At 45.5% G+C, this 24,545-nt stretch carries 19 protein-coding genes; 11 read left to right on the forward strand and 8 right to left on the reverse strand.

All coding sequences use genetic code 11. The features are described from left to right. Together SDE_RS20495 and SDE_RS20500 are read left to right on the forward strand one after the other, a co-directional pair. Window positions 1-1,023, forward strand: a complete 1,023-nt coding sequence (locus SDE_RS20495) for an SLATT domain-containing protein (protein ID WP_011470391.1) — start codon at window positions 1-3, stop codon at window positions 1,021-1,023. A gap of 30 nt (window positions 1,024-1,053) precedes the next feature. After that, a complete protein-coding gene (locus tag SDE_RS20500; protein ID WP_041324959.1) occupies window positions 1,054-1,314 on the forward strand; it encodes a hypothetical protein in 261 nt (86 codons plus the stop codon). A gap of 63 nt (window positions 1,315-1,377) precedes the next feature. Here the strand turns inward: SDE_RS20500 and SDE_RS20505 are convergent, their stop codons facing one another. Next, window positions 1,378-1,764, reverse strand: a complete 387-nt coding sequence (locus tag SDE_RS20505) for an EAL domain-containing protein (protein ID WP_011470393.1) — start codon at window positions 1,762-1,764, stop codon at window positions 1,378-1,380. Window positions 1,765-1,924: 160 nt separating this feature from the next. Here SDE_RS20505 and SDE_RS20510 point away from each other — a divergent pair, with 160 nt between their 5' ends. Further along, window positions 1,925-2,536, forward strand: a complete 612-nt coding sequence (locus SDE_RS20510) for an HD domain-containing protein (protein WP_011470394.1) — start codon at window positions 1,925-1,927, stop codon at window positions 2,534-2,536. Between the two features lie 373 nt (window positions 2,537-2,909). Beyond that, on the forward strand, window positions 2,910-3,146 hold the full coding sequence (locus SDE_RS20515) for a DUF2789 domain-containing protein (RefSeq protein ID WP_011470395.1): 237 nt from the start codon (window positions 2,910-2,912) through the stop codon (window positions 3,144-3,146). 104 nt (window positions 3,147-3,250) lie between these two features. On the opposite strand, the gene SDE_RS20520 is transcribed toward SDE_RS20515, so the two are convergent. Further along, complete coding sequence (locus tag SDE_RS20520) at window positions 3,251-4,204, reverse strand: DUF4862 family protein (RefSeq protein WP_011470396.1); 954 nt, start codon at window positions 4,202-4,204, stop codon at window positions 3,251-3,253. A 728-nt stretch (window positions 4,205-4,932) separates the two neighbouring features. Between SDE_RS20520 and SDE_RS20525 the strand changes: the two genes are divergently transcribed. From SDE_RS20525 to SDE_RS20545, 5 genes are all read left to right on the forward strand, one after another. Then, window positions 4,933-6,330 carry a carbohydrate-binding protein gene (locus tag SDE_RS20525; protein ID WP_011470397.1) on the forward strand — a complete coding sequence of 466 codons (1,398 nt, stop codon included), beginning with the start codon at window positions 4,933-4,935 and terminating at the stop codon, window positions 6,328-6,330. A 113-nt stretch (window positions 6,331-6,443) separates the two neighbouring features. Next, window positions 6,444-7,172, forward strand: a complete 729-nt coding sequence (locus SDE_RS20530) for a hypothetical protein (protein WP_011470398.1) — start codon at window positions 6,444-6,446, stop codon at window positions 7,170-7,172. Window positions 7,173-7,372: 200 nt separating this feature from the next. Next, on the forward strand, window positions 7,373-8,350 hold the full coding sequence (locus SDE_RS20535; protein WP_011470399.1) for an HPP family protein: 978 nt from the start codon (window positions 7,373-7,375) through the stop codon (window positions 8,348-8,350). Window positions 8,351-8,642: 292 nt separating this feature from the next. Beyond that, complete coding sequence (locus tag SDE_RS20540) at window positions 8,643-9,845, forward strand: hypothetical protein (RefSeq protein WP_011470400.1); 1,203 nt, start codon at window positions 8,643-8,645, stop codon at window positions 9,843-9,845. A gap of 324 nt (window positions 9,846-10,169) precedes the next feature. After that, entirely contained in the window at window positions 10,170-10,685 is a 516-nt protein-coding gene (locus tag SDE_RS20545; RefSeq protein WP_011470401.1) for a hypothetical protein, read from the forward strand. 135 nt (window positions 10,686-10,820) lie between these two features. Here SDE_RS20545 and SDE_RS20550 read toward each other — a convergent pair whose 3' ends face one another. Further along, window positions 10,821-11,957: a permease gene (locus SDE_RS20550; protein ID WP_011470402.1), complete on the reverse strand. Its 1,137-nt coding sequence runs from the start codon at window positions 11,955-11,957 to the stop codon at window positions 10,821-10,823. 432 nt (window positions 11,958-12,389) lie between these two features. On the opposite strand from SDE_RS20550, the gene SDE_RS20555 reads away from it, so the two are divergent. Continuing rightward, the gene (locus SDE_RS20555) at window positions 12,390-13,577 is read left to right on the forward strand and encodes an efflux RND transporter periplasmic adaptor subunit (RefSeq protein WP_011470403.1); all 1,188 of its coding nucleotides are present in this window, start codon (window positions 12,390-12,392) and stop codon (window positions 13,575-13,577) included. Beyond that, the gene (locus SDE_RS20560) at window positions 13,570-16,698 is read left to right on the forward strand and encodes an efflux RND transporter permease subunit (RefSeq protein ID WP_011470404.1); all 3,129 of its coding nucleotides are present in this window, start codon (window positions 13,570-13,572) and stop codon (window positions 16,696-16,698) included. Before SDE_RS20555 ends, SDE_RS20560 begins: the two co-directional genes overlap by 8 nt. A 121-nt stretch (window positions 16,699-16,819) precedes the next feature. Here the strand turns inward: SDE_RS20560 and SDE_RS20565 are convergent, their stop codons facing one another. The 5 genes from SDE_RS20565 to SDE_RS20585 all read right to left on the reverse strand — a co-directional run bounded on the left by SDE_RS20565 (window position 16,820) and on the right by SDE_RS20585 (window position 24,495). Then, a complete protein-coding gene (locus tag SDE_RS20565) occupies window positions 16,820-19,948 on the reverse strand; it encodes an efflux RND transporter permease subunit (RefSeq protein ID WP_011470405.1) in 3,129 nt (1,042 codons plus the stop codon). A 4-nt stretch (window positions 19,949-19,952) separates the two neighbouring features. Next, a complete protein-coding gene (locus SDE_RS20570) occupies window positions 19,953-21,428 on the reverse strand; it encodes an efflux RND transporter periplasmic adaptor subunit (protein ID WP_011470406.1) in 1,476 nt (491 codons plus the stop codon). A 48-nt stretch (window positions 21,429-21,476) separates the two neighbouring features. Next, the gene (locus tag SDE_RS20575; RefSeq protein WP_011470407.1) at window positions 21,477-21,983 is read right to left on the reverse strand and encodes a DUF411 domain-containing protein; all 507 of its coding nucleotides are present in this window, start codon (window positions 21,981-21,983) and stop codon (window positions 21,477-21,479) included. 172 nt (window positions 21,984-22,155) lie between these two features. Next, entirely contained in the window at window positions 22,156-22,527 is a 372-nt protein-coding gene (locus tag SDE_RS20580; RefSeq protein ID WP_011470408.1) for a hypothetical protein, read from the reverse strand. A 201-nt stretch (window positions 22,528-22,728) separates the two neighbouring features. Further along, window positions 22,729-24,495, reverse strand: coding sequence for a sensor domain-containing diguanylate cyclase (locus tag SDE_RS20585; RefSeq protein ID WP_011470409.1), 1,767 nt, complete (start codon window positions 24,493-24,495; stop codon window positions 22,729-22,731). Between the last annotated feature and the right edge of the window lie 50 nt (window positions 24,496-24,545).

Genomic DNA, 24,545 nt, shown 5'->3' on the forward strand with positions numbered 1-24,545 from the left:
ATGGAACAACTTATAGAAATAGATCGCCAAATTGGCGAACAAACCAAAGACGACTGGGTAATTCAACCGCGCGGCTTTCCCGCTTTTTTGGAAAAGACTGCCCCGTCGCTTGCTACGTTTTTAAGTGACTCGCTCTATACAGAAAAAGCCAAACGCTTCGAAAATGCAGATAGCCAAGCAGTAGAGTACCAAAAGCGATTTAAAACCCGGGCGCGAGATGTATCTATTGCAATTTTTGTAAGTGCCGCCGCCACTGCATTGTTAACCGCTATGCCTCTCCTTACAGAATTAAGCGTACCCGAATCGATTGTTTCTTATATGTATTTAATTACCGGCATTATAGCCGCACTGGCAAGTGGCACCGCCATTTACAATAGCCAAATGATTGGCCAGCTAAAACTGTACGACCAGTGGATGACGCATCGCGCTAAAGCCGAAATAGCAAGGCTTAGTTATTTTAAAGAAGCCGCTGTACATTTAGTAAAAGAACACGCGAACAACCCCACAACACTTATGCTTTACTGCAGTTTTTTTAAGCGCTTTCAGTTAGACCTACAGCAAAATTATTATTCTGGCCGCTCTAAACAGCACGAATCGAATTTACGTAAAACCGCCAAGCTTGGCGCAATAGCGGCGGTTATTATTGCTATTAGCTCTGGCTCTTCGGGGTTATCGGGTTTTGGTGATGCAACATTTACCTACCTCGCGGCACTGGGCACCCTTGGTATTGCATTAACTGCACTTGCTAGCCGCTTCGAATCGCTAAATCAAGATGAGCGCAACGCCTCGCGCTATAAAATTACCGCCGAAGCCCTTAGTAAAGTGGCAGAGAAATACAGCAGTGTACAAAAAGCATTAGCGCAGGGCACAAACCCAGCGATGCTGGTACAGTTTGTCGATGCTGTGCACGAACAAATATCCCTTGAGCATCGCCAATGGACGGAAGACACCGCCGACATAAGTACAGCGTTTACCGAACTTAGCGCCACCATTAATAAAGCCGAAGCAACAGCCGCGCAATAATATACAACCAGAAACCAAAGGACATGTAGAGTGCGCAATACAGGCAATGTACCCGTAGAAATGATAGCCTTGGTCGCAATGGCAATAGTAGCCGTGGCGCTGCCCGCTGCCGTTGGTTTTGGCGTGGTTTCGCTTTATAGGCGTTTTCGCCCAATAGAAAAAGAAGAAGTGGTAAGTTTGGCCACACTAGGTAACAACAAGCAAGACGGCTTTTTTACTTTTTTGGTGGTTGGCTGGGTAATATGTGGGCCTATTTTTTATTGGCTTTATTCGTTGAAATTATTTGGCTAATTTAATAAAGCTTTTAAAACGCGCTTATATTAAAGCAAGCTAATTTTTATATTCGAAAGCTTGCTATATTCGTAAACTTTGTTGCATTGGGTGCTGCCGCCATGCGGCATCTTGCACCCAATCCTTCGCCCACTCGGGCACGTGTTCGGCAGCCATAGGCCTTGCAATGCCATAGCCCTGAGCGAGATCACAACCTAGAGTTAGTAGCTTTTCACCTTGCTCACTATTTTCCAAGCCTTCAGCTATTACTTCGCGCTGAAAAGCCGTAGCCAAACTTATCACTCCTTTAACTATCGCCATATCATCAGAGTCTTCTAACATATCGCGTATAAAGCTTTGGTCTATTTTTAAAAGGCTTGCGGGCAAACGTTTTAAATAGGTAAGCGATGAGTAGCCTGTGCCAAAGTCGTCTACAGCAAACTCAACACCCAAGTCTGCACACCTGCGCATAGCAAGACAATTTATGCATATCTATTGGCGCTCTAATTATTATTTACATTTAAAGGACTTATTTAGATCAATTTTTATTTTTAACGCCGTATAATTATTAAAACCATACGCGCTAAGTTCAAAAAGCACTTCTACAAGTGGCTTTAAAAAGGGAATGACTATGCTTGAATCACATTGGCTACAACTAATGAAACGCCTTTCATTACCGCAAAGCCTTAGCACCTATACCCAGTTGTGTGCCGCATACACCGAAACCCACAGGTTTTATCACACCTTGCAACATATAAACGCTTGTTTAATACACTTGAATAATACTGAGCGACTAGCCACCGAACCCGACCACATTGCTTTAGCACTTTGGTTTCACGATGCGATCTATCAACCGTTTTCCACTAACAACGAGCAACAAAGTGCAGACTGGGCACAACGCTTTTTAGTTGGCCTAAATGCATCACCAGCTTTAATAGATAACGTGTATCGCTTAATTATGGCAACGGCACACAACAGTGAGCCTCAGCATGATGATGAGCGTTTAATTGTGGATATAGATTTAACTATTTTAGGGGCGCCACCAACCATTTTTGAAGAGTTTGAACAAAACATTCGAAACGAATACAAACGCGTGCCTACTTTTATTTACAAATCTAAACGTAAGAAGATATTACAGCAGTTTTTGGCAAGACCTAGGCTGTACTACTTCGATTATTTTTTCGATATGTTCGAAACGCAAGCCCGAGAAAATTTAAATAATGTTATCAGCAAGTTAAATTAGTTGATTATCGCAGTAAGGCACCGAATGTTTTTATTATCGGCATTTTATTGAGATAATAGCCGGTATATACCTATAAATTGTAAGCGCAACCATCTTTTAATACCATGCACTATAAAAACTACGACCACGTCACTTTCTTGCGTTTGCACCTATAAACTGTCAGCAGTCTAGAGTAGGGTGGATTTGTACCCTTCACATACCCTGTTAAATCAATCGTTTTCTAACAGGAATTTTATTACTACCAACTAGTCTAACTAGCATGCGTAATTGTTTTTAAACTTGTGCTGAATACTCTAAGCTTGTTAATTAATGCGCATATATTTGCAGAGATTTTCTTTGCAAGGCAGCACATCAACCGCCCGAGGAGAATTATATGCATATTGAAAATCACTCAATCACATCGCTGTTCGAACAGTTAGGTATTGGCGATTCAGAAGAAGATATAAACCGATTTATAAATCGTTTTGCGCCCATCCCTTCCGCTGTAGAGCTGCACGAAGCTCATTGCTGGAACCAATCACAAGCGGCCTTTTTAAAACAGGCGAAAGAAGAAGATGCCGACTGGGCGGAAGTAGTGGACCAACTCAATGTTATGCTGCGGCAAGCATAGTTTCGCCTGCTACTAAAATGCAAAAGGGGAGCAATAATGCTCCCCTTGTATGAACGTAACTTTTACTGGCTAGCGATTAATCACTAGGAGTTAGTCATTTACGACTAGCTGTTACAAGCATCCATAATAGCTAATGCATCGCGGATATAGCCTAATCGATCTTCTAGCGGCGCATCCTTCGGACGTACACCTAGCTTAATGCCTAAAATAGGTACGTCACCCGCCGCGCGCATACAGGCATGCATTTCTGCTTCAGTCATTAGTGACCCTTCTGCCCCAATGGTGCCGTTTGCCGCTTTTGCTGCTGGCATATGGGTATCTTGCCATGCGCCGTATTCGGTGTCTTGATCGGAAACGCCAGAGAACATTAAACCAGCTAATAACCCAGCCGCTTTCGCTTGCTCTATATGATCCAAAGCGCCGCGCGTGCTGCGGGTTTCTATTACTGAACGTCCCCAGTTAATAACCACACCTACATTAGCACCTAAGGCTTGGTTCACGTCGTTAATAGCCGCTAATTCTTCGCGCAGGGTTAAAAAGCCCTTGGCTGGCTTCTGGCCGGTTAAAAAGGTATCGCAATGCTCCACCAATATACGCGCGCCTTGCCAATCCCACCCAAGCATTGTGGTTAAGCTAGCTTTTAGCGACTCAGCCGATGAATGCGCAACTGAGCGATTTGGGGCTGTTTGAATTTCAATTGCTGTTACAACCTGCTTACCACAATGGGCATTCAATTTGGCAATGGCATCACGGGCTTTCGCCATAAACGCCAAGGCTTCTTCACGGCCGGCTTGGTCATCGGATGCAATACCGAAGTTTGGGTTTTTGCCAATGGCAGCCATGGTGCCTGGTACACAGGTAAATACAAATTCCCAATCACTTGAAATGTTTTGCAAGAACCATTCGTCATCTTCACCGTGCAACTTGCCTACAAATGGGTGCTCTAGACCCTTAATGTTGCTGTAACCTTTTAATTGATTGTAATACTCGCTTTCAACCGCTGCATCCCACCCCATTGCGCTTGGGGATGTAGCGTATGCGCCTACAAAATACTTCATTCTTCTCTCCGGTGCTGACTTTGCCAGTTATAGCTTCTGATTAGTGGCGGCAGTTTAGCAACTCGTACTGCGTTTATAAATACATCGCCCAACCTCTTTAAGCCTATATATTTGTATTTTACCACCGGTACTTACCTTGCTAATTTACCCCCTAAATTGGTTAACCAGTTGCCACCTTACGCAAACAGCTAGTGGGACAAGCGATTATCCGTTCGGCTAAGCCCCACTAGGTTCGAACTTTAGCTAAATTTCAACGTAAATCTGTACCACTTAAAGTGGGACAAAAATTAATTTTTGACCAATTCTCTTTTTTGCCGAAAAACATTTGTCTATTAATTCTGCTTGCACATAATAAAACGGTGATTGTTTAAAATTTCTGACCATATTTTGCTAACGTGGGTAACACTTATATCAATCTCAAAAGCAGAAACGGAACCTTACACACTCTTTTTATACCCAATGGCGTGTGAGGCAAAGTGCAGAAGCATCATTCAAATTAATCACCTTCAGAACCTAGTAATAACAACAATAAAAACCAAACAGAGTCCGTAAGGTTGTTGGCATTGGTATGCGAACACACCGCGCGGCCCCTGTAGCAAGCTATAGGCCCACGCCTAAAACGAGGTACAAACCATTAACTAAGGCCCTTCGCAAAGCGGCCGGCTTTAATTCGCCTGTACGTTTGGTATGGCCTTCTAATTCAATATCATAAAAATAGGGATTACTGAATGAAATTACTCTCAATCACTCACACACTAAAGCGGGCAATTGCGAGCGCAGTTTTTGTCGCGTCCGCTGCTACCGCCTCTATAGCCAATGCAGTAACGGTAGATATTCTTGTGCTTTACGATAATTATTCGGCAAATTATTTTGGCGGCGACCCGCAGACGGCCATGAACGGTTGGGCTAACGATATGAACTCTGCGTTAAAAGCCAGCCAAATTGATATGAAGTTCCGCATTGTTGGTGTGCGTCATCACGAAGAAGATGGCGCGGGCATGGGCGACGTACTTGGTAATTTGCGCGTTGACGGTGGCGCAATAGCCCTGCGCGATCAACTTGGTGCAGATATGGTGTCACAACTCCACGAAAAGGGTGCCTGTGGCGTGGGGTATGTTGCCGTAGATAAAAATTACACATGGAACGTTACTCACCCAGGCTGCGGGCCAATGGTAATGCTGCATGAATTTGGCCATAACATGGGGGTTACTCACTCGCGTAAACAGGGTGATCAAGGTGGTACCCGCTATCGCTATGGCGTAGGTTATGGTGTGCAGGATGTTTTCGTCGATATCATGGCTTACGAAGGCGTTTTTAACACCAGCCGCGTTAATGTATTTTCTAACCCTAACCTCAATTGCAGAGGCCTTCCGTGTGGTAAACCCGTTGGCGATTCCGAAGAAGCCCACGCTTCACTCGCTATTCACAATGTGCGTAACGAACTTGCCAATTTTCGCAATACCGTAAATTCTGGTGGACCGGTTCGATTGTTTGAACACTGTTATTACACGGGTTATACAGTTGGCTTAGGCGAAGGTAGCTATCGCTTAGCCGATTTGATGAACCGCGGTTTGGTAAACGACGATTTGTCATCGTTGCAAGTTGATGCAGGCTATAGAGTGGAAATGTTTCAACACGACAACTTTACCGGCAATGTTGTAACGCGCACCGGCAGCGACGATTGTTTAGTCGATGAAGGCATGAACGACGATATAAGTTCACTGCGTATAACACGAGTAAGTGGCGGGTTTAGTCAAACTATCCAAGCAGAGAATTTTTTCGCTAACAACGGCGTGCAACTAGAGAATACAACCGATAGCGGTGGCGGCCAAAACGTAGGTTGGATTGATGCTAACGATTGGATGGCTTTCAGCAACATTACCATTCCAACCACCGGTAACTACCGTATCGAATACCGCGTTGCAGGTTTTGGTGGCACGCTTTCGCTCGACTTAAATGGCGGCGCTATAGTGCTAGGCCAAATTAATTTACCCAATACCAATGGCTGGCAGAATTGGCAAACCGCATCGCACACTGTACACATTAATGCTGGCACTTATAATTTCGGTATTTTTGCTAACGCACCCGGCTGGAATATCAATTGGTTCCGTATAGTACAGCTTTAATATTTTTTAAATTCGTGAACGTTATTTTATGTAAATAGTTCATAGCGTGGCGATATACAATGCGTATACCGCCACTTTTATTTATTAAAAATATTTTTAAATAGAGAATAAAAATGAAAAAACTACCTATATACTTAGGCGGAGCTTTATTCGTTACAGCTTCTCTTGTTTATATCACCCAACTAAAAAGTAGTGAGCAACAAGTAGAGGTTGCAGAGCCGACTATGAGCTTCAATCCAGAAAAATTGCCAACTAATGTACCCGTAAATGCAGCGCCTAAACAAAAAGAAAAAAACAACACTGTGGATAATAATTTTAATCGCGAAAAGTATGCGCATATTGCAGACCGTTTAGATGCAATGATTACCCGCAGGCCAAATAAAAGCTTTAACCCAGAATTAGTAGCCGCCGCGGTTAAACGCGATACAGCTTGGCAAACCACCGAAGATATTCCCACGAGCTTACCGCTCGACAAAGAACGCCTAAACGATGGTCGACAATTTATAAAACTAGATGATTTAAAAATTGAAACACTCATACCCGGCGATACTGTAAATATTGATATTAGTGAAGCAAACGAAAACTACCAAATAATTGTAGATAGCGTTGAGAAACACGATTACGCCAGCATAAGTTGGTACGGGCATATAGAGGGCAGCGATGGCCAGACCTACGATGTACACTTCACTCGCGGCGAAAGCCTCACGGTGGGCGGCATAAACACGCCAGAAGGACACTTCGTATTACAAGGCCACAACAAAGACGGCTGGGTAGCCTCCAGCGGCAAACTTTTCAAAATAGACCCAGATCAACCAGATGCTATTTATCCGGAAGACATTTAGGCTTTAGTTAATAGGGGACAGTTTACAACTATAGAATCGGTAACAACGTACAAATACACCACACCAGTGAACGGCGCTAGTTTAACTGTAGGTTGTTCCCTGTTCCCAGTTCGCTATCCCCTAACCCTTGTATCTATCTCTGTTTGCCAATAGCATAGCCGCACTTTTATGGTGCATACATTCTATAACAAGGGCAAAATATGAGTTCTCACTCGCTGTTAGGTGTTTTACGCCAGTACATTGGCTTAGGTCATAACACTACTAGCCATGGCGAAAAGCTTATTTCCACGCTGGGCGGGTGTTTTGGGGTTGCCGCTGTATTTATTATTACTTCCGCCATTGTGGCTGCAGGCCTTCTGCAATCTACTACCGGCTACTTGGTCGTATCCTCCATGGGGGCAAGTGCGGTGCTGTTGTTTGCGGTACCTCACGGCGCACTGTCGCAACCTTGGGCTGTGTGTGGTGGCCACCTAATTTCTGCGTTTATTGGCGTTACTATTGCTCAGTTTTTAGGTACTAGCGCTATTTTTGCAGGCCTTGCTGTAGGCTTGGCTATTGGCGCGATGTATTACGCACGCTGCATTCACCCCCCTGGCGGCGCAACCGCACTTACAGCGGTTGTTGGCGGCAGCAGCGTTACCCAACTGGGCTACGACTTTTTGCTCGTTCCCATTTTTATTAATGTGCTCGCCATATTATTTATAGCGGTTTTATTTAATAGTGTTTTTCGTTGGCGGCGCTACCCAGCGCACTGGGCGCACATTACTAAACCAGCCGCTGCAACATCATCTAATGCAAGTGATAGACAATTTGAACTTACACAAGAAGATTTTGCCGCAGCCATGCAGCAACTCGATTCTTTTGTAGATATCACCACCGATGGCCTAATCGATTTATTAGAACTTGCGAAAATTCACGCAGAAAAAAATATCACGCACCCCGATCAAATTATTGCAGGCCACATTTATAGCAACGGCAAACTCGGCCAACTTTGGAGCATCCGCCAAGTAGTAGACGCCGGCGATGAAACCGACCCAGCTAAAGATCGCATTATTTATAAAGTACTCGCCGGAGCCGGCAACTACGAAACCGGTATTTGCCTGCGCAGTGAATTTAAACAATGGGCGAGGTTTGAAGTTGAGAAGAAAAATAATCAATGGGTGAAAGTTAGCGACTAGTTACTAGGCATTGAGCGCTAGCTTAGGGGCGATAAGAAAGGTTTTTTAGGGAGAATGAACAGTAGCCAACCCACAGTTTACAGCTAAGCGAAAAACACAATGTTAAATTTACCATCTGTAAGCTGTGGGCTATCTACTGTTAGCTATTCCTCAAACCTTAACCAGTTCTCAAATATGGGCAAAATTACTTTTACATGGCGCCTTAGCAAACATACACCCATGATTCATATTGTTTTCTAGTTTAACATCCCGCGCTCATATGGATTTTTATCATTACTAAAAGGATATTGTAATGACCCCCGACTACAAACCCCTCATCATAGCTGGCCAAAATTCAGGCACTCCTGTACAACTTAATAGAGTTTACGCGCAGTTTTACAACAACCTAGAGCCCATGGCTCGGGCCGGTAACTACTGGGCTAATTTAATAATCAAAGAATTGCAATCGCTCTCATCCGGGCATATTAAACGCAATGTATTTGTTAGTAATACACCAAAAAACGCAAACTTTACTCACTTCCAAATGCTCTTACCGGGCTGCCGAGCATATGTGCTTAAATGTAGTAGTGGTAAGTATTTAGTGTATAAAATGAAGTTAGATGAGAAATTTCCTTTACTACAAGGAAAAGGTGAAAAGCCTGGCTTACATCATATTTCAAACAGCAGAGGAGAGTGGGAAGCAAGTTTTAGGAGCAGCGGTCAAATAACTCGTAGCCCCAATCCCGTCGTAGCCGTTAGCGATGGTATAGACGATATTGCAGCGGCTATAGACAGTTGTTCAAATCATATTTCAGATTCCCCTTTATTCAGTAGTTACATTCTCAAGCGCCAAGGATTTGATATGCATTATACTCCTGGGCGAAAGATTGGAGGGTTAACTCAAATCAATCAAGCAATCAATGCTGCAACAGATCGTTCTCTAATTGAGTCTGCCACGCTCCTTGCTAAAACGATGGAATTGTCTAAAGATACAAAAGATGTTGTTTGGTTAACGCAAAGGGGCGGAGTAGGGATTTTTACACAAGCCATGAGTATTTTGAAATCGCGCGGCATAGACTTTGATGGACAAAAACACCACGTTTTCTTTAGCCATCCAACCACGAATTTTGCAAAGGCCCAAACGCTTGCAATGGAAATAGGTATGAATTTTGAGCGCGATAATCTCAGTATCCAACCGCTGAACCCTAACGAATTGGTTGGTGGATTAAATTTCGGTGGAGATTTTATTGCAGGATACCAAAGAGTACGACACGATCCAGAGTATACCGCGCTGAATTACGGAGTAGACGCCCTTAAAGGTATAAATCGTAATTGGAAAGCAATTAGTGTCTCCGCAGGGTGCGGTGTAGCTGTATCAGCGGCAGTAGGATTGGGAGCGCCAACTATCGCGATACCAGCCGTAATCACTGTTGCTAGTGCTATGACGGGCTTAGGCAATACATTATTTCAGTCTTGGCTACCAGAAAAGCATAGACGACTTAAAAACAAACTTTAGCAGGCTACAACAAAAATGTTCTCATTGAATGCTTTAAAGCTTCGCCAAATTAATACTAAATGTAGTCTAGTTGGCCCAACAATATCTAAAAGTAGGCGATATAGCTTTAACGTAGACAATTCTCAGATTAGTCTACGTATTCCGGATCATAAATCTACTAGAAGTTCGCCAACTGCGTGTAACCCCGAAAAACACTATTCTATTGAAAATACCTCATTACCAAATACCTCACTCTCAAAAGACGGATGGGGAAGCAGAATTTGCGCCGCACGTGCTTGGGATTTTTATGGACCTATTTTTACCGGAAAATTGGGTACTACAACAATGGTAATCACCATTGATCGCCCCGATGAAATAAACCCCAATATTTCACTTTTTCATCCACGTGCTTTTGAACAAACTATAGGCGACTTTCTTACCTTTCTTAGGGGTGATGTGGTAAGCAGCGATATGCAGGAATGGCACGCGCCGGTACAGTGGCAACCAATACCTAGAATAAATAATATTTGCGCGAAATTTCAAATACGCTCTGCCTATAATGCTAACAGATACGAACGCTGGATAGTAACGCCAATTTCCAGCACGCATCTTTTATCCATTAGTTTTAAATTAAGCTGGAGTCACGTACACCATAAAATGGGTGGAATAAATAGTGAAGAGCAACACGACATATCCAACATGGAGAAACTCTGCGACGACATAATGGATAGCCTAGAGGTCAAACTCTCAACTAAAGCATTGGCGCAACAACAAGCAGCGTTGCGTGGGCTTGAGGACACGTCTTTGGTTTCCGAGTACCCGCCTTTAAAGTGGGAGCAAAACAAAGAACTAACGCTATAAATAGAAAAGAAAGCAAATATCAATACAACCAGCCCACAGCCAACAGCTCACAAAGCTTTTTAACAAACATAGCTCATCACAAACTGTCAGCTGTGAACTGTAGACTGTAGGCTGTTAGCTGTTATCTGTTATCTATCAACCAACATTATTCAACACCCATGCCACCGCAATTACCTGCGGTACAGTAAACAGCGGTAAGTACAACGCCATCTTCCACGATTTAGTGGTGTCTTTTATTACCATTATTTCTGTGTAATCTGTGGATACACCCGTCATAAGAAATGCAAAGCTATTGCCCGGTGCACCTGCGCGGGTGAGTAGGTCGGCAGCGATTGGGGTGGAGCCTTCTGAGCACACTTCTATTATTGTTGCGGCAATAATTGTTAAGCCTAAGCCAATTAAACTTGGGCCGAAGTAGGTGCCGAAATGTTCGGGCGATACAAACGCGCGAATGGCGCTTGCCAACAGCACGCCAAAAAATATCCAGCGCAGCACCATGCGCGACTCGACAACACTGCCTACCAATATTTCTTTTATCCAAGTGGGTGTAATTTTTATTGCGCTTAATTGCTTTTTGGCTTCGGGGAAAAATTTAAAATCTTCTGGTAAGTCTTCTTGATTGGGGTTCGCAGGTAACACACCTTTTGCTACGCAGTGATCAAATATCACGCCCACAATAATGGCGACGATGGCCGACAACACAATAAAGGCGAGCGTCCACGGCAAGCCTATTAGTGCCACCAAAATAAAAGTAAGCGATAGCGAATTCCACGGGCTAGCAATAAGGAACGCCATAAGCTGGCCGGCGCTGGCACCGCGTTCATATAGCTTTGCTCCCACCATTAAAATGCCGTGGTTACATAAATCGAGTAATACGCCCGCTGCAGTAGCCCTTAAAATACCCACAAAACCACTGCGGGTACCCAAAATACTCATTACGAATTCGCGCGGCACTTTCACTAATACCGCAACCATTAATAACCCCAGTAACAAGCCCCACCACATGGTGTTCATTAATTCGAATACACCGGTTGCGAGGTGCTGGTACCAAGCATAAGCGGGTGTTAACTGCTCTAAAAATAAACCTTGTACATAGAGCAATGCACACAGAAATAAAGACCCCCAAAGCATCCAGTCGGGTCGGCCTTTGGCTGTGCTACAACTGCCCCCTTGGCTGGGCGCAGGGCCACAACAACTGCTACTCGCAGCGGCACTGGCTTCATTTTCGCTGCAACTTGGTTTGGGCTCTGGCGTGCCGCAACAACTGGACATATAAAACCTATACTTAAATTTACTTGCTTATGATGCTATTTAATGTGAAGCACTGACAAAGCGCTATCTGTAAAACTGCTGTTAAATACCTACCAAAAGTGCATGCTCTAAGGGGCAAGCTTACAACACTCTGTAGCGCTCAATGCTACTCTCACAATTAACTAAATAACAGGCGAGCGCAGCACCAACAGCATCCGGTATTGGTTAATTTGCCGGCATTTTCATATTTATTGCAAATTTCGCCTATTTAAACAGTTCACAATAGAGTGTTTATCAGCTGTTATTTATACATACGCCGCACCACGCTTCCGCCCAGTTACTCACCACGTACCATAAATGTTCATAAATTGGGCAATCTGTGTTAGCGTCCGAAGATCTTTGGTTATACACATTGGTTAATCATTCGGCTTTAAACATAAAGGATTGGTAATTTTGAATACTACCTTACAACGCCCCTTACCCGCGCTTTCTACACTGTTAATTTGTGCTGCAATAGTGGCCGCCAGCGCCTTAGTTGTATTTTTAATTAATAGTACAGAACCCAAAGCAGAGCGCGAAGCCGCTACCCGTAATGCCGCCATGCCGGTTGAAGTAATCCAAGCAGACTACGGCACCTTTCAACCCACAATTATTGCCATGGGCACGGTAAAGGCAGATGAAGACTTGCTTTTGCGGCCTCGCGTTAGCGGCCAAGTCATTGAACGCGCACCGCAGTTCGTACCCGGCGGCTATGTTAAAAAGGGGGATGTGCTGCTGCGCATAGACCCTACCGACTATAAACACGCGCTGGATTTGCGTCACAGCGAGCTCATAAAAGCGCAAAGTACCTACCAGTTAGAGCAAGGTGAGCAATCCATAGCCGAGCGCGACTACAAACAATTGAACAAGAATCTCGACCCGATGCAGCGCTCGCTGGTTTTGCGCGAACCGCAATTAAAAGCTGCCGAAGCCGCAGTTAAAGCTGCGCAGGCAAATTTGGCACAGGCGCAGTTGGACCTAGACCGCACCACAATCCGCGCCCCATTCGATGCCCAAATACTCTCGCGCGAGGTGAGCGTAGGTAGCGAGGTTTCCCCAAGCGACACGCTAGCACACCTTATAGGCCTGCGAAGCTATTGGGTGGAAGCATCTGTACCCAGCGATAAAGTGCGTTGGTTGCCGCCCGCTAATGCCACCAAAGTAAACGTTCGCCGTCGCGACTGGCCAACACCACGGGTTGGCGAGCTGCGCAGTGTTATAGGTGCGCTGGAAGAAAATACGCGCATGGCACGGGTGTTAATAGAAGTTGCCGACCCCTTGGCCCTTACCAATAGTAACGAGCTAGCACTTGCAGTAGGCACCTATGTTGAATGTGAGCTGCCCGCGCGCACATTAACCGGAGTGGTAAGGCTTAACCGCGATTATTTGCGCAAAGGCGACACCACCTGGGTATTCGAAAACAACACGTTAAGCATCCGCAAACTGGAAATACTCTTTCTCGATGCCGAATTCGCCTATGTAGGCGATGGTCTAGCCGAAGGCGACATGATCGTCACCACCTCGCTTTCCAGCATAAAGGAAGGCGCTGAACTGCAACTAAAAAGTAACGCAGACGCAGTAGGTGCAACTAGCCATGAGTAATTCAGAACCCACCAATAACCCTTTGCGCGAAGGCCCAGTCGCATGGATGGCGCGCAACGATATTGCCGCAAATTTATTAATGATTATTTTGCTGGTGGGCGGCGTCGCTATGGCGCTGAACATGCAAAAACAAGTGTTTCCCGAATTTGAGCTAGACGTAGTTGAAGTTTACGTAAGTTACCCAGGCGCCTCACCGGAAGAAGTTGAGCAGGGGATATTACAACCCGTAGAGGATGCCGTGCGCGGGGTACAAGGTATTAAAGAAATGACTTCGTCGGCGCGCGAAGGGGGCGGCAGTGTTAGCCTAGAGCTAGTCACCGGCACCGATCGCATGAAAGCCTTTCAGGAAATAGACCAAGCGGTAAACCGCGTGCGCACCTTCCCGATTGATGCCGAAGACCCAGAAGTAAGTATTCGCGCAAACCAACGCCAAGTAATGGAAATTGGTTTATATGGCGACGTAGATGTATGGACCCTTCGCCGCTTGGCAGAGCAACTGCGCGACCGCTTGCTTGTAGAAGACAATATCACCCAAGTGTCGCTGGGCAACACCCCTGCTTACATTACCCACGTAGAAGTCCCACAGGAACAGCTGCGACGTTATAACCTAACACTTGGCGATATAGCCCAACGTATAGAAGCATCTGCACGCGATGTGCCCGCAGGCGCAATAGAAACCAGCCGCGGCGAAATTTTGCTGCGCTTGAATGAGCGCAAACAGTGGGCGAACGAGTTTGCCAATATCCCCATTGTTACAGGTGACAACGGCGCACGTGTGTTATTAGGTGAAATAGCCACACTGCGCGACGGCTTCGAAGAGGCGCGCTTCCACTCGCGCTTTAATCGCTACCCCTCGGTAGAGGTAGAAATATTCCGCGTAGGTAAACAATCGCCTTTAGATATAGCCAAAGCGGTAGACACCGTATTAGCGGAACTCGACAACACCCTGCCAGAGGGCGTTAAGTACCGCATAGATAGCAACGACGCAGAAAACTTTAGCGATCGCTTAATGCTGCTACTAGAAAACGGCGGCGTTGCAATTTTAATTGTGCTGGGCATATTGGCTATTTTCTTAGAGCTGCGCCTAGCATTTTGGATAATGATGGGCATGTGCATATCGTTTGTTGGGGGCATTTTATTTTTACCCTTCCTCGATATAAGCATCAACATGATTTCTATGTTTGCGTTTTTGGTGGTGCTTGGCATAGTTGTAGACGATGCCATTGTAGTGGGCGAAAACGTGCACGAATACCGGCAACGCGGTTACAACGATCTCGATGCCGCCATTAAAGGTACACAAGATATTGCCGCACCGGTTACCTTCACCATATTAACAACCATTGTTGCTTTTGTGCCGGTGATGTTTATCCCGGGTACTACCGGCAACTTTTGGTGGCCTTTTCCCGTAGTGGTTATTGTTGTATTGCTGCTTTCGCTGGTAGAAGCCCTATTTATTCTGCCTGCTCACTTAGCTCACAACACCGTGCGCAAGCGTTCCAAATTAAGTGCAGCCATTCACGCTCGCCAGCAAAAAGTAGCAGCGCGTTTTAATAAGTTTGTAAACGTTACTTACAAACCATTTATCGAAATGTGCCTTGTGCATCGCTACATTACTATTAGCTCTGCATTATCGCTGCTTATTATTGCTGGGGCATATGGCGTGAGTGATCATATGGGTATGATAATGATGCCGCGCGTCGCTGCCGACGAAATAGAAGCAGGTGTGCGCCTGCCCGTGGGTACCACCCAAGAGCAAGCGGCGCGCGTAGCTAACGAAGTTACCGAAGCCACTCACAAAATGTTTGAAGAATACAACCTGCACGAAGTTGCCGAAGGCATAAAAACCAATGTGCGCGGCAAAAATTTTGTGGATGTTGAAATAGTGATGCGCCCACCGGACGAGCGCGATATGAGTGCCGCACAGGTCATTGAGCTGTGGCGTCAACAGATAGGTGATATTGACGGTGTAGACCAAATTACCTTCGAAGCTGAACGCGGCCCAGGCGGCTGGCGCGACGATATTAGCGTGGACCTAAGCCACACCAACACCGACATGCTGGCTGAAGCAAGCCAAGTATTTAAAGCGCGCATGGCGGAGTTTTCCAACACGCGCAACCTTAACGACAATTTTAACAAGGGCAAACTGCAATACAATTTTACCCTGTTACCCGAAGGCGAATTGCAGGGCTTAACCCCACAGGATTTAGGCAGGCAAGTACGCGATGCTTTTTACGGCGCGGTGGCCATGCGCCAATTGCGTGGCACCAACGAAATTGAAGTGCGGGTGAAATTACCGCTTGAAGAACGCCAAGATCAACACACCCTCGACGAACTCATAGTGCGCACGCCCAGCAATAACGAAGTGCCACTTAAAGATGTAGCCAATTACGAATTAAGCGAAGCGTTCAGTTCCCTTAGCCGGCGCAACGGTAGACGCGTAATAAACGTGGGCATGGATGTAGAACCACAAAGCGCCATCAATCGGGTTGCTGCAGTTATGGATAACGAAGTGCTGCCGCAATTGCGCACAGAGTTTCCCGGTTTAACCTGGAGCAAGCGCGGCAGCGAATCCGAAATGCGCGAATCTACGCGTGTGCTTTGGGGCGGATTTACCATGGCCATGTTTGTTATTTATTCACTGTTGGCGGTGGCATTTAAAAGCTATACCCAACCGCTTATTGTGATGATATCAATTCCGTTCGGCATTATAGGCGTAGTAATTGGGCACCTAATAATAGGCTACGATTTATCTATTGTGAGCTTAATGGGAGTTGTGGCTCTATCGGGGGTTGTGGTTAACGGCGCACTTATTATGGTGGACTACGCCAACAAACGGCGCGGCGAATTAAGCGCACTAGATGCCATACGCGACGCAAGTGTACGCCGCTTTAGACCAATATTTTTAACCACGCTCACCACCTTTGGTGGCTTGGCACCCATTATTTTAGAAACCTCTCGCCAAGCGGCACAACTTATACCAATGGCCATATCACTTGGCTTTGGTATTGTGTTTGCCAGTACCATTATTTTAATCATTGTGCCGTGTTTTTATATGGTGCTAGAAGATATAAAACAGGGTAAGCGCGCAACCGGCGATGGCTGGGGCGCTAGAACCCAATAGCAATAAATAGAAATAGAGCAATTAAGAAAACTATAAATAGCGCTAAGCATTAATGAGTATTTAATAACAGCTTAGTTCTAACTCAAGGCGAGCATTTATGTCGCCTTGAGTTATTACTCGTTTACACCTCATTCTTTTGCTGCGCAACCACCATAAAATATAGTGCGGGCAATACCAGCAGCGTTAGCAATACAGCACTCACCATGCCACCCACCATGGGTGCGGCGAGCCTGCTCATAATTTCCGAGCCGGTACCATCGCCTAGCATAATAGGTACCAAGCCAATAATAGTTGCACCGGCGGTCATTACTACTGGTCTTACACGCTTAGCTGCGCCTTGTAGCAGGGCCTGTTGTAATTGCAGTTTGGTTGGCGCTTTGTGGGCAATCAATAAATCCCTATAGGCGTGATCTAAATACACCAACATAATAACCCCTGTTTCGGCGGCAACCCCAGCCAGTGCAATAAAGCCCACACCCACCGCAATAGAAAAATCAAAATTCAGCCAATACATTAGCCACACACTGCCAACTAACGAAAGCGGCAGCGTAACAACCAGCATAGCAACCGGTGCTACTCGCCTAAAATTTAAATACAACAGCACAATAATTATGGCGAGCGTAAGTGGAATTACGTAACTTAGCTTCTCTTTAGCGCGCTCCATATATTCATATTGGCCAGCCCATGTAATGGTATAGCCCGCGGGTAAATCTAACTGCTGCGTCACTATTTTTTTTGCTTGCGCAACGTAACTTCCCACATCTACTTTTTCTATATCTACATATACCCAACCGTTTATGCGCGCGTTTTCACTTTTAATGCTGGGTGCGCCATCCTCTATTTTTACGTGCGCTACATCGCCCAGGGCAATACGCTGGCCATTAGGTGTAACAATTGGCAATAGCGCAAGCTGCTCGGGGGATGCACGATAGGATTGCGGGTAGCGGATATTTACGGGGTAACGCTCCAACCCTTCTACCGTATAAGTCACATTGGTGCCGCCAATAGCGGACGCTATCACCTGTTGTACATCGGCAATATTTAAACCAAAGCGCGCGGCTTTTTCACGCTGTATATCCACTTTTATATAACGCCCACCAGCAACCCGCTCGGAATACACCGAAGCGGTACCCTGTACTTGTGGCAATATATTTTCTAGTTGCTCACCAATACTTTGTATAGTTGCAAGCTTAGGCCCTGCCACTTTAATACCCACTGGGGTTTTAATGCCTGTTGCTAACATATCTATGCGCGTTTTTATTGGCATAACCCATGTATTACTTACACCCGGCAGCGTTACCAAACTATTTAGCTCTTTCTGCAAACTTTCTGGGGTTACACCTGCGCGCCATTCACTGCGGGGCTTTAACTGAATAAAGGTTTCTATCATAGATAGCGGCGCAGGATCGGTGGCAGTTTCTGCACGACCTATTTTGCCAAATACATTTTTTACTTCTGGTACGGTGGCAATAAGCTTGTCGGTTTGTTGTAGTATTTCGCGCGCTTTACCAATAGAAATACCGGGGTAGGTAGTAGGCATATACATCATATCGCCTTCGTCCAACTGCGGCATAAACTCACTGCCAATACGCTGCACAGGGTACCAACTGCTTACCAATACTATTAGCGCCACCAACAAGGTGCTTTTAGGAAAGCGCAATACGCCCGATAAAAGTGGCGTATAGGCAGCAATTAATAACCGATTAACCGGGTTTTTATTCTCGGCAATAATATTACCGCGTATAAAATACCCCATTAACACCGGCACAAGTGTAATGGCTAAGCCAGCAGCAGCAGCCATTGCGTAGGTTTTGGTGTAGGCCAAGGGCGAAAACATACGCCCCTCTTGGGCCTCTAAGGTAAATACTGGAATAAAGCTTACGGTAATAATTAACAAACTAAAAAATAAAGCGGGGCCAACTTCAGTGGCAGCGGCGCCCACAACATGCCAGCGATTTTTATCGGTTAGCTCACCGCCTTCGGCTTTGAGTTTTTCTATATGCTTGTGCATATTTTCTATCAGTACTATGGCCCCATCTACCATTGCGCCAATGGCAATAGCTATACCACCCAAGCTCATTATGTTGGCATTTAAACCCTGAAAATACATAACGCTAAATGCGGCTAAAATACCGATGGGTAAACTTACTATGGCCACTAGAGAAGAGCGAATGTGAAATAGAAATACAATACATACCAACGCTACCATCACCAGCTCTTCGACTAGCTTGTGCCATAAATTATTAATAGCGCGCTCTATTAAACCCGAGCGATCGTAAACGGTAACTATTTCTACCCCATCGGGCAGGCCTTGTTTAATACTGGTTAATTTTTCTTTTACTGCGCGAATGGTAGATTGCGCGTTTTCTCCAAAACGCATTACCACCACGCCACCCACGGTTTCGCCTTGGCCATTTAGCTCGCCAATACCGCGACGCATTTGAGGGCCAAAACCTATATTGGCAACATCTTTTAACAAAATAGGCGTGCCACTTACGTTCACACCTAGAGGAATGGTTTCTAGATCTTTTTGGCTTTTAATGTAGCCCGTGGCGCGTACCATATATTCCGCTTCGGCCATTTCAATTACCGATGCGCCCACTTCTTGGTTTGCGCGCTTTATAGCATTTTGTATATGCGCAAGGGGTATTCCAAAGGCGCGCAATTTTTCTGGGTTAACTGTTACTTGATACTGTTTTACCATGCCGCCAATAGCGGCTACTTCACTTACACCCTCTACGGTTTGCAGTTCATATTTTAAAAACCAATCCTGCAGGCTGCGCAGCTGGCTAATATCGTGCTTACCGGTTTTATCTACCAGCGCATATACATACACCCAACCAACGCCTGTAGCATCTGGCCCCAATTGCGGTGTAGCTTCTGCAGGTAATGAAGGCGCCACTTGGCTTAAGTATTCCAATACGCGACTGCGCGCCCAATACAAATCGGTTTTTTCGTTAAAAATTACGTAAACGTAAGAATCGCCAAAAAATGAATAACCCCGCACTGTGCGCGCACCGGGTACAGAAAGCATGGCAGTAGTAAGCGGGTAGGTCACTTGGTCTTCTACTACTTGCGGTGCTTGGCCAGGGTAGCTGGTTTTTATTATTACTTGCACATCGGATAAATCGGGTATGGCATCGACCGGTGTGTTGCGAATAGAAAAAATACCAACCCCCACCAGTATTGCAGTGGCGAGTAAAACAAAAAAGCGGTTGTGTATAGCCCAACGAATAATGGCAACAATCATGTTGTTATTTTGCACCTCCGCTTGCATGCGGCGCGGTGCCATTGGGTATATGCACCTGGGTAATTACATAATCTTCATCGGCATCTTTTTCTATTTGTACATGCAGCGTTAAGCCTGTTTCAAATTGGCCCATGTCTATGCTGTCGTCTACAAAAAACATCATGGTCATTACCGGCCAGTCCCATTCAGGAATAGGCTCATGGGTAAGCTTAACCATATTCATGACCGCCATTACTTGCTCTACTTTTGCCTCTACCCAGACTGGCGCCAATAAATTTTGGCTGTGATCCATACGTTTAAAATCGGAGGTTTTGCTCGATTCGGAATCAAGTAAAAACTGGGCGGATGTAACAATGCGTTCGTTTTCTTCTAGGCCTTCCAATATTTCGACAAAGTTGTCGTCCATGCGGCCCAATTCGACGGCTACGGATTTAAATTGTCCGTCACCCAAAGCCAGCACTACACGGTCTTGGCTGCCGGTGCGAATAACCGCCTCGCGCGGTATTACTAAAGCGTTTTCAGCATTTGCTACATGAATAATCACTTCGGCAAACATATTTGGCTTGAGTAAATGGTCGGCATTTTTAAAGCGTAAACGCACACGGGCTGTGCGCGTTTTGGCATCGAGTGATGGGTACACATAATCTACTTTGCCTGCCCACTGTTTATTTGGCAGGTAATCTAAATACATGGTTACCGGCTGGCCCACTTGTACCAGCGACGCCTGACGTTCAAACACTTCCGCCACCACCCACACCTCGTCGAGCGTGCCAATAGACATTAACGTAGTGCCCGGTGTGACATAAAACCCTTCGCGAATATTTAAATTATCCACCACACCGTTTTGCGGCGAGGGGAACATTACCGCTTGCTGAACTTTGCGGGTATGGGTGAGCTCCGCAATTTCTTTAGCGGGAAAATGCAGCGCTTTTAAGCGGCTTTCTACCGATTTAACGAGCTTGGTGTTACCAGTATTTAATGCGAGGATAAGCTCCTCTTGAGCGCTTACAAGCTCTGGGGAATAAAGCGAGTAAAGGGGCTGCCCCTTTTGTACAGGGTCGCCGGCAGATTTAACGTATAGTTTTTCTATCCAACCGGAAACCCGCGGGTGAGCATGTACTAGGTTGTCTTGATCGTACTGCACATAGCCCACGGTTTTAATTTGGGTGTGCAATGGCTGCAATTGCACTTTGGCAGTACGCACGCCCAAATTATTTTCGACATTGGGCGAAATAATAACGGTACCCGCAGCACCACTGGATGCATCGTTGTTATACACGGGTATCAAATCCATACCCATGGGCGACTTACCCGGTTTATCGCGGCGATAGTTTGGGTCCATAGGCGCCACCCAATACAAAGGCTTTGCCTCCGCCGCTTCATTTATTTGCCCGCGGTCGGTTATTAAACTCGTTAAAGCCCATAGCGCCCCAGCACCCAAAGCAAACCCAACCACACCACCCAATACAACATTCTTCATCGACTTATCCACCCACTGTAACCTGCCAACTTACACCTGTAAGCTCCTCTAATATTGCTCTTTCGCTGCCTCTACCTTGGCATACACTTCGCTGCTGCCATCTTTTTTAAGCAAAATTACTTCATAGGCACTAAAGCGATCGCCTACTTCCATTCCGGGGCTGCCCATTGGCATACCTGGCACAGCTAAACCAAGCGCATCTTTTGGTGGGGAGTTTAAAAACTTCAACACAATATTGGCTGGAATATGGCCTTCAAACACGTAGCCTTCTTTAGATACACCGGTGTGACAGGATTGAAACTCGGGCGCTATGCCTAATTCCTTTTTAACCTGCGCGAGATCAGCCGGGTGGTTAACTGTGGCAGCAAAGCCACGCTCTTCAACGTGCTCTATCCACGCAGCGCAACAGCCGCAGGTAGGGCTTTTAAATACATCTAGTTGAATGGCATTAGCTGCTGGCGTAGCTTGCGCTACTGCCGGTGATTCTTCTGCATCTGCATGTTGGCCAAGTGCTAGTAGCCAAATAAACGACAGCAATAATGAAAACTGTTTCATGGAATAATCCTTAATGTAAATAATTGGTTACAACCGCACAGATAAAACTGTGCCTGCTGTATGCGAAATTAAAAGCCTAAAAATGCTCAAGTTATTGAGGCATAACTTTTAAAAGGCGTAACGTTATTACGACATAGCGTTGCCTTTTTACAGACGCAACTATGCTAGGGCGTTATACGATGGGAGGGCGGTAGAGGTTACTGGGGGAACTAGAAGGGCTGCGAATAGTTTCGCTGTTGCTATAAACGCTTGTTAACGGGAATAACGCGGTTAACAAGTAAGAGCCAACAAACAACACAGTGCCTATGCAATGATCCATGCTGCACTCGCCGCTTTCACAGCAAGTCATATCCATTAGCATATCTTGCTGCATCTCGGCCATAGCTGCCATATGCTTGCAGTGCTCTGTTTGCATTTGCACGGCGGTTTGGCAGTGGTCATTTACCATTGCTGTGTTTGCATTGGCATAGGCAAACGGCTGGCTAGCGGCTAATACCACCAGTACCGAAAACATATACGCAATGTAGTGTTTAACACGCAACATAAATGGGCCAATTGGTTGTTTTATTGCTAGCGTTTAATAGCTAGAGCTAGCTTCTATAGCAAAGATAACTGAGCAGCAATCGCTAATGTGTCGTTTAGCTAGTCTATAAACGTTCGGAGTAGTACAAAACTAGAACGCTAAAAAATAGTATGTCTTATCTAGCGTGAAAGCAAGGTAGCCAGCCGCAAAAGCAGAGGGTTGTCACAGGGGGTTGTCGTCCTTATACACCACAACTTTATCTCTGCCTGTCTTTTTAGCTTCGTACAGCGCAGTATCGGCATTATCGATAAAAGCGATTATTTGCTTAGTCGAATTGGGCACAGCCGTGTAACAGCCTATGCTACACGTTACATTAATAGTATTTGCTGCGGCGTAAATAGGCGTATTGCGCACCATGTCTAACAGCCTATTTGCTACGTGTAATGCGCCTTCTACATCTGTTTCGGGTAATACAATGCAAAACTCTTCACCACCGTAGCGGGCAACTAGGTCCGATGGCTGGCGGTTTGACTCCAACAATACTTTGGCAATAGCCTGAATACAGGTATCCCCAACGGTGTGCCCATAGTTATCGTTAATATGCTTAAATTTATCTATATCTACCAAAAGAATGCTCATGCGATGGCCATAACGGCAACTGCGCGCAAATTCGTCTTCTAGGTAGTGGTTTAAAAAGCGACGATTCTTTAAACCCGTAAGCTGGTCTGTATCGCTAAGTTCGCGCAGTTTTTCATTGGCTAGCTCCAATTCTTCGGTTCTATCTATTACACGCTTTTCTAATTCTATTTTGGCTTGATACTCAATATCGTAGGCGCGCTTTTGAGCGTCTAGCCGCAATGCACGCTCGATGTTCATACGCTCCGCCAATGCAAAACTAAGTAGCACAGCTTCTATTAGCGAACCGAACTGCAACGCATTTTCAGAAAAAATAGTTTGCTCAATAATTGCGAGCTTAGTAAGTGCCAACACTATGCCGCCACTGTAAAACAGCGCCCAAGCTACGGTGTAATATTTTGCCGAGGGGCGCCCTTCTAGCCATGCAATTATGCCTGCAGCAAACCCCAAACCGCATGCCAACACACCAAACAAAATTAGCAGTTTTATCATTATGTAATACGGGAAAATAAACACCCCGACGATAAGCAACGGCAAAACAACAAAGTAGAATTGGAAGCAGTAAATGACGAACTTTTGCCTAAATGTTTTTACATCTAAAAACACCCAACAAAATATACTGGCAAACAGCACCAAACCGGCAAGCGAAAACAAAATTGATATATCGTTCCACAGTGTTGCATTGGGCCATAGGTAACGAAAGCTCAAACCACTTAAACTCGCCGCAAACGCTGTTAGGCAAGTAATATAGGCCACATAGTAAATATAAGCGCGCTGGCGCAGTACCGTAAAAACTAGAAAGTTATAGAGCGCGATAACAAACAAACCACCAAATAAAAAACCATGCAGTAAGTATTCGTTGGAGTGAAATTCGGAAAAGCGCTTCGGCTCCCACAATACTAACGGAAACTGGACAGAGCTACTGGAAGCGACCCGAATATAAATAGTTACTGGCTCGCGCTTAGTTAAATCCAGCGGCACCAAAAAGTTGCGATGTTTAATTGGCCGAGAATCAAACGGCAGCTTATCGCCCATTTCTACTTTGGTGTATACCCCTTGCGGGTTGCCAACATATACGGTTACGTAATCTAGAATGGGGTAGGCCACCTCTAACAGCCAGATATTCGCCTGCTGAGTATTTAGCAATTCAAACTTAAGCCACCAAGCGGAACGGTTATACCCCTGCGAGAAATTCCCCGATGCTTGTAACTGCCAATCACCACGCGTTTGAACATCCTCAAAGCTTAGTGCGCCGCTTTTATCTTCTAAAAAAGCTAGCCCCTGCTGAATAACTAACTTGCCATCTGCCGGTGTTTTTACTTGAGCCACAGCCATTTGCACGCTAAAAAACATGAAAAGCGCTAAAATGTAGCGAAATAGGGCCAAAACGGCGGTTGAATACA

Source organism: Saccharophagus degradans 2-40 (assembly GCF_000013665.1).
GTDB classification, from domain to species: Bacteria; Pseudomonadota; Gammaproteobacteria; order Pseudomonadales; family Cellvibrionaceae; genus Saccharophagus; species Saccharophagus degradans.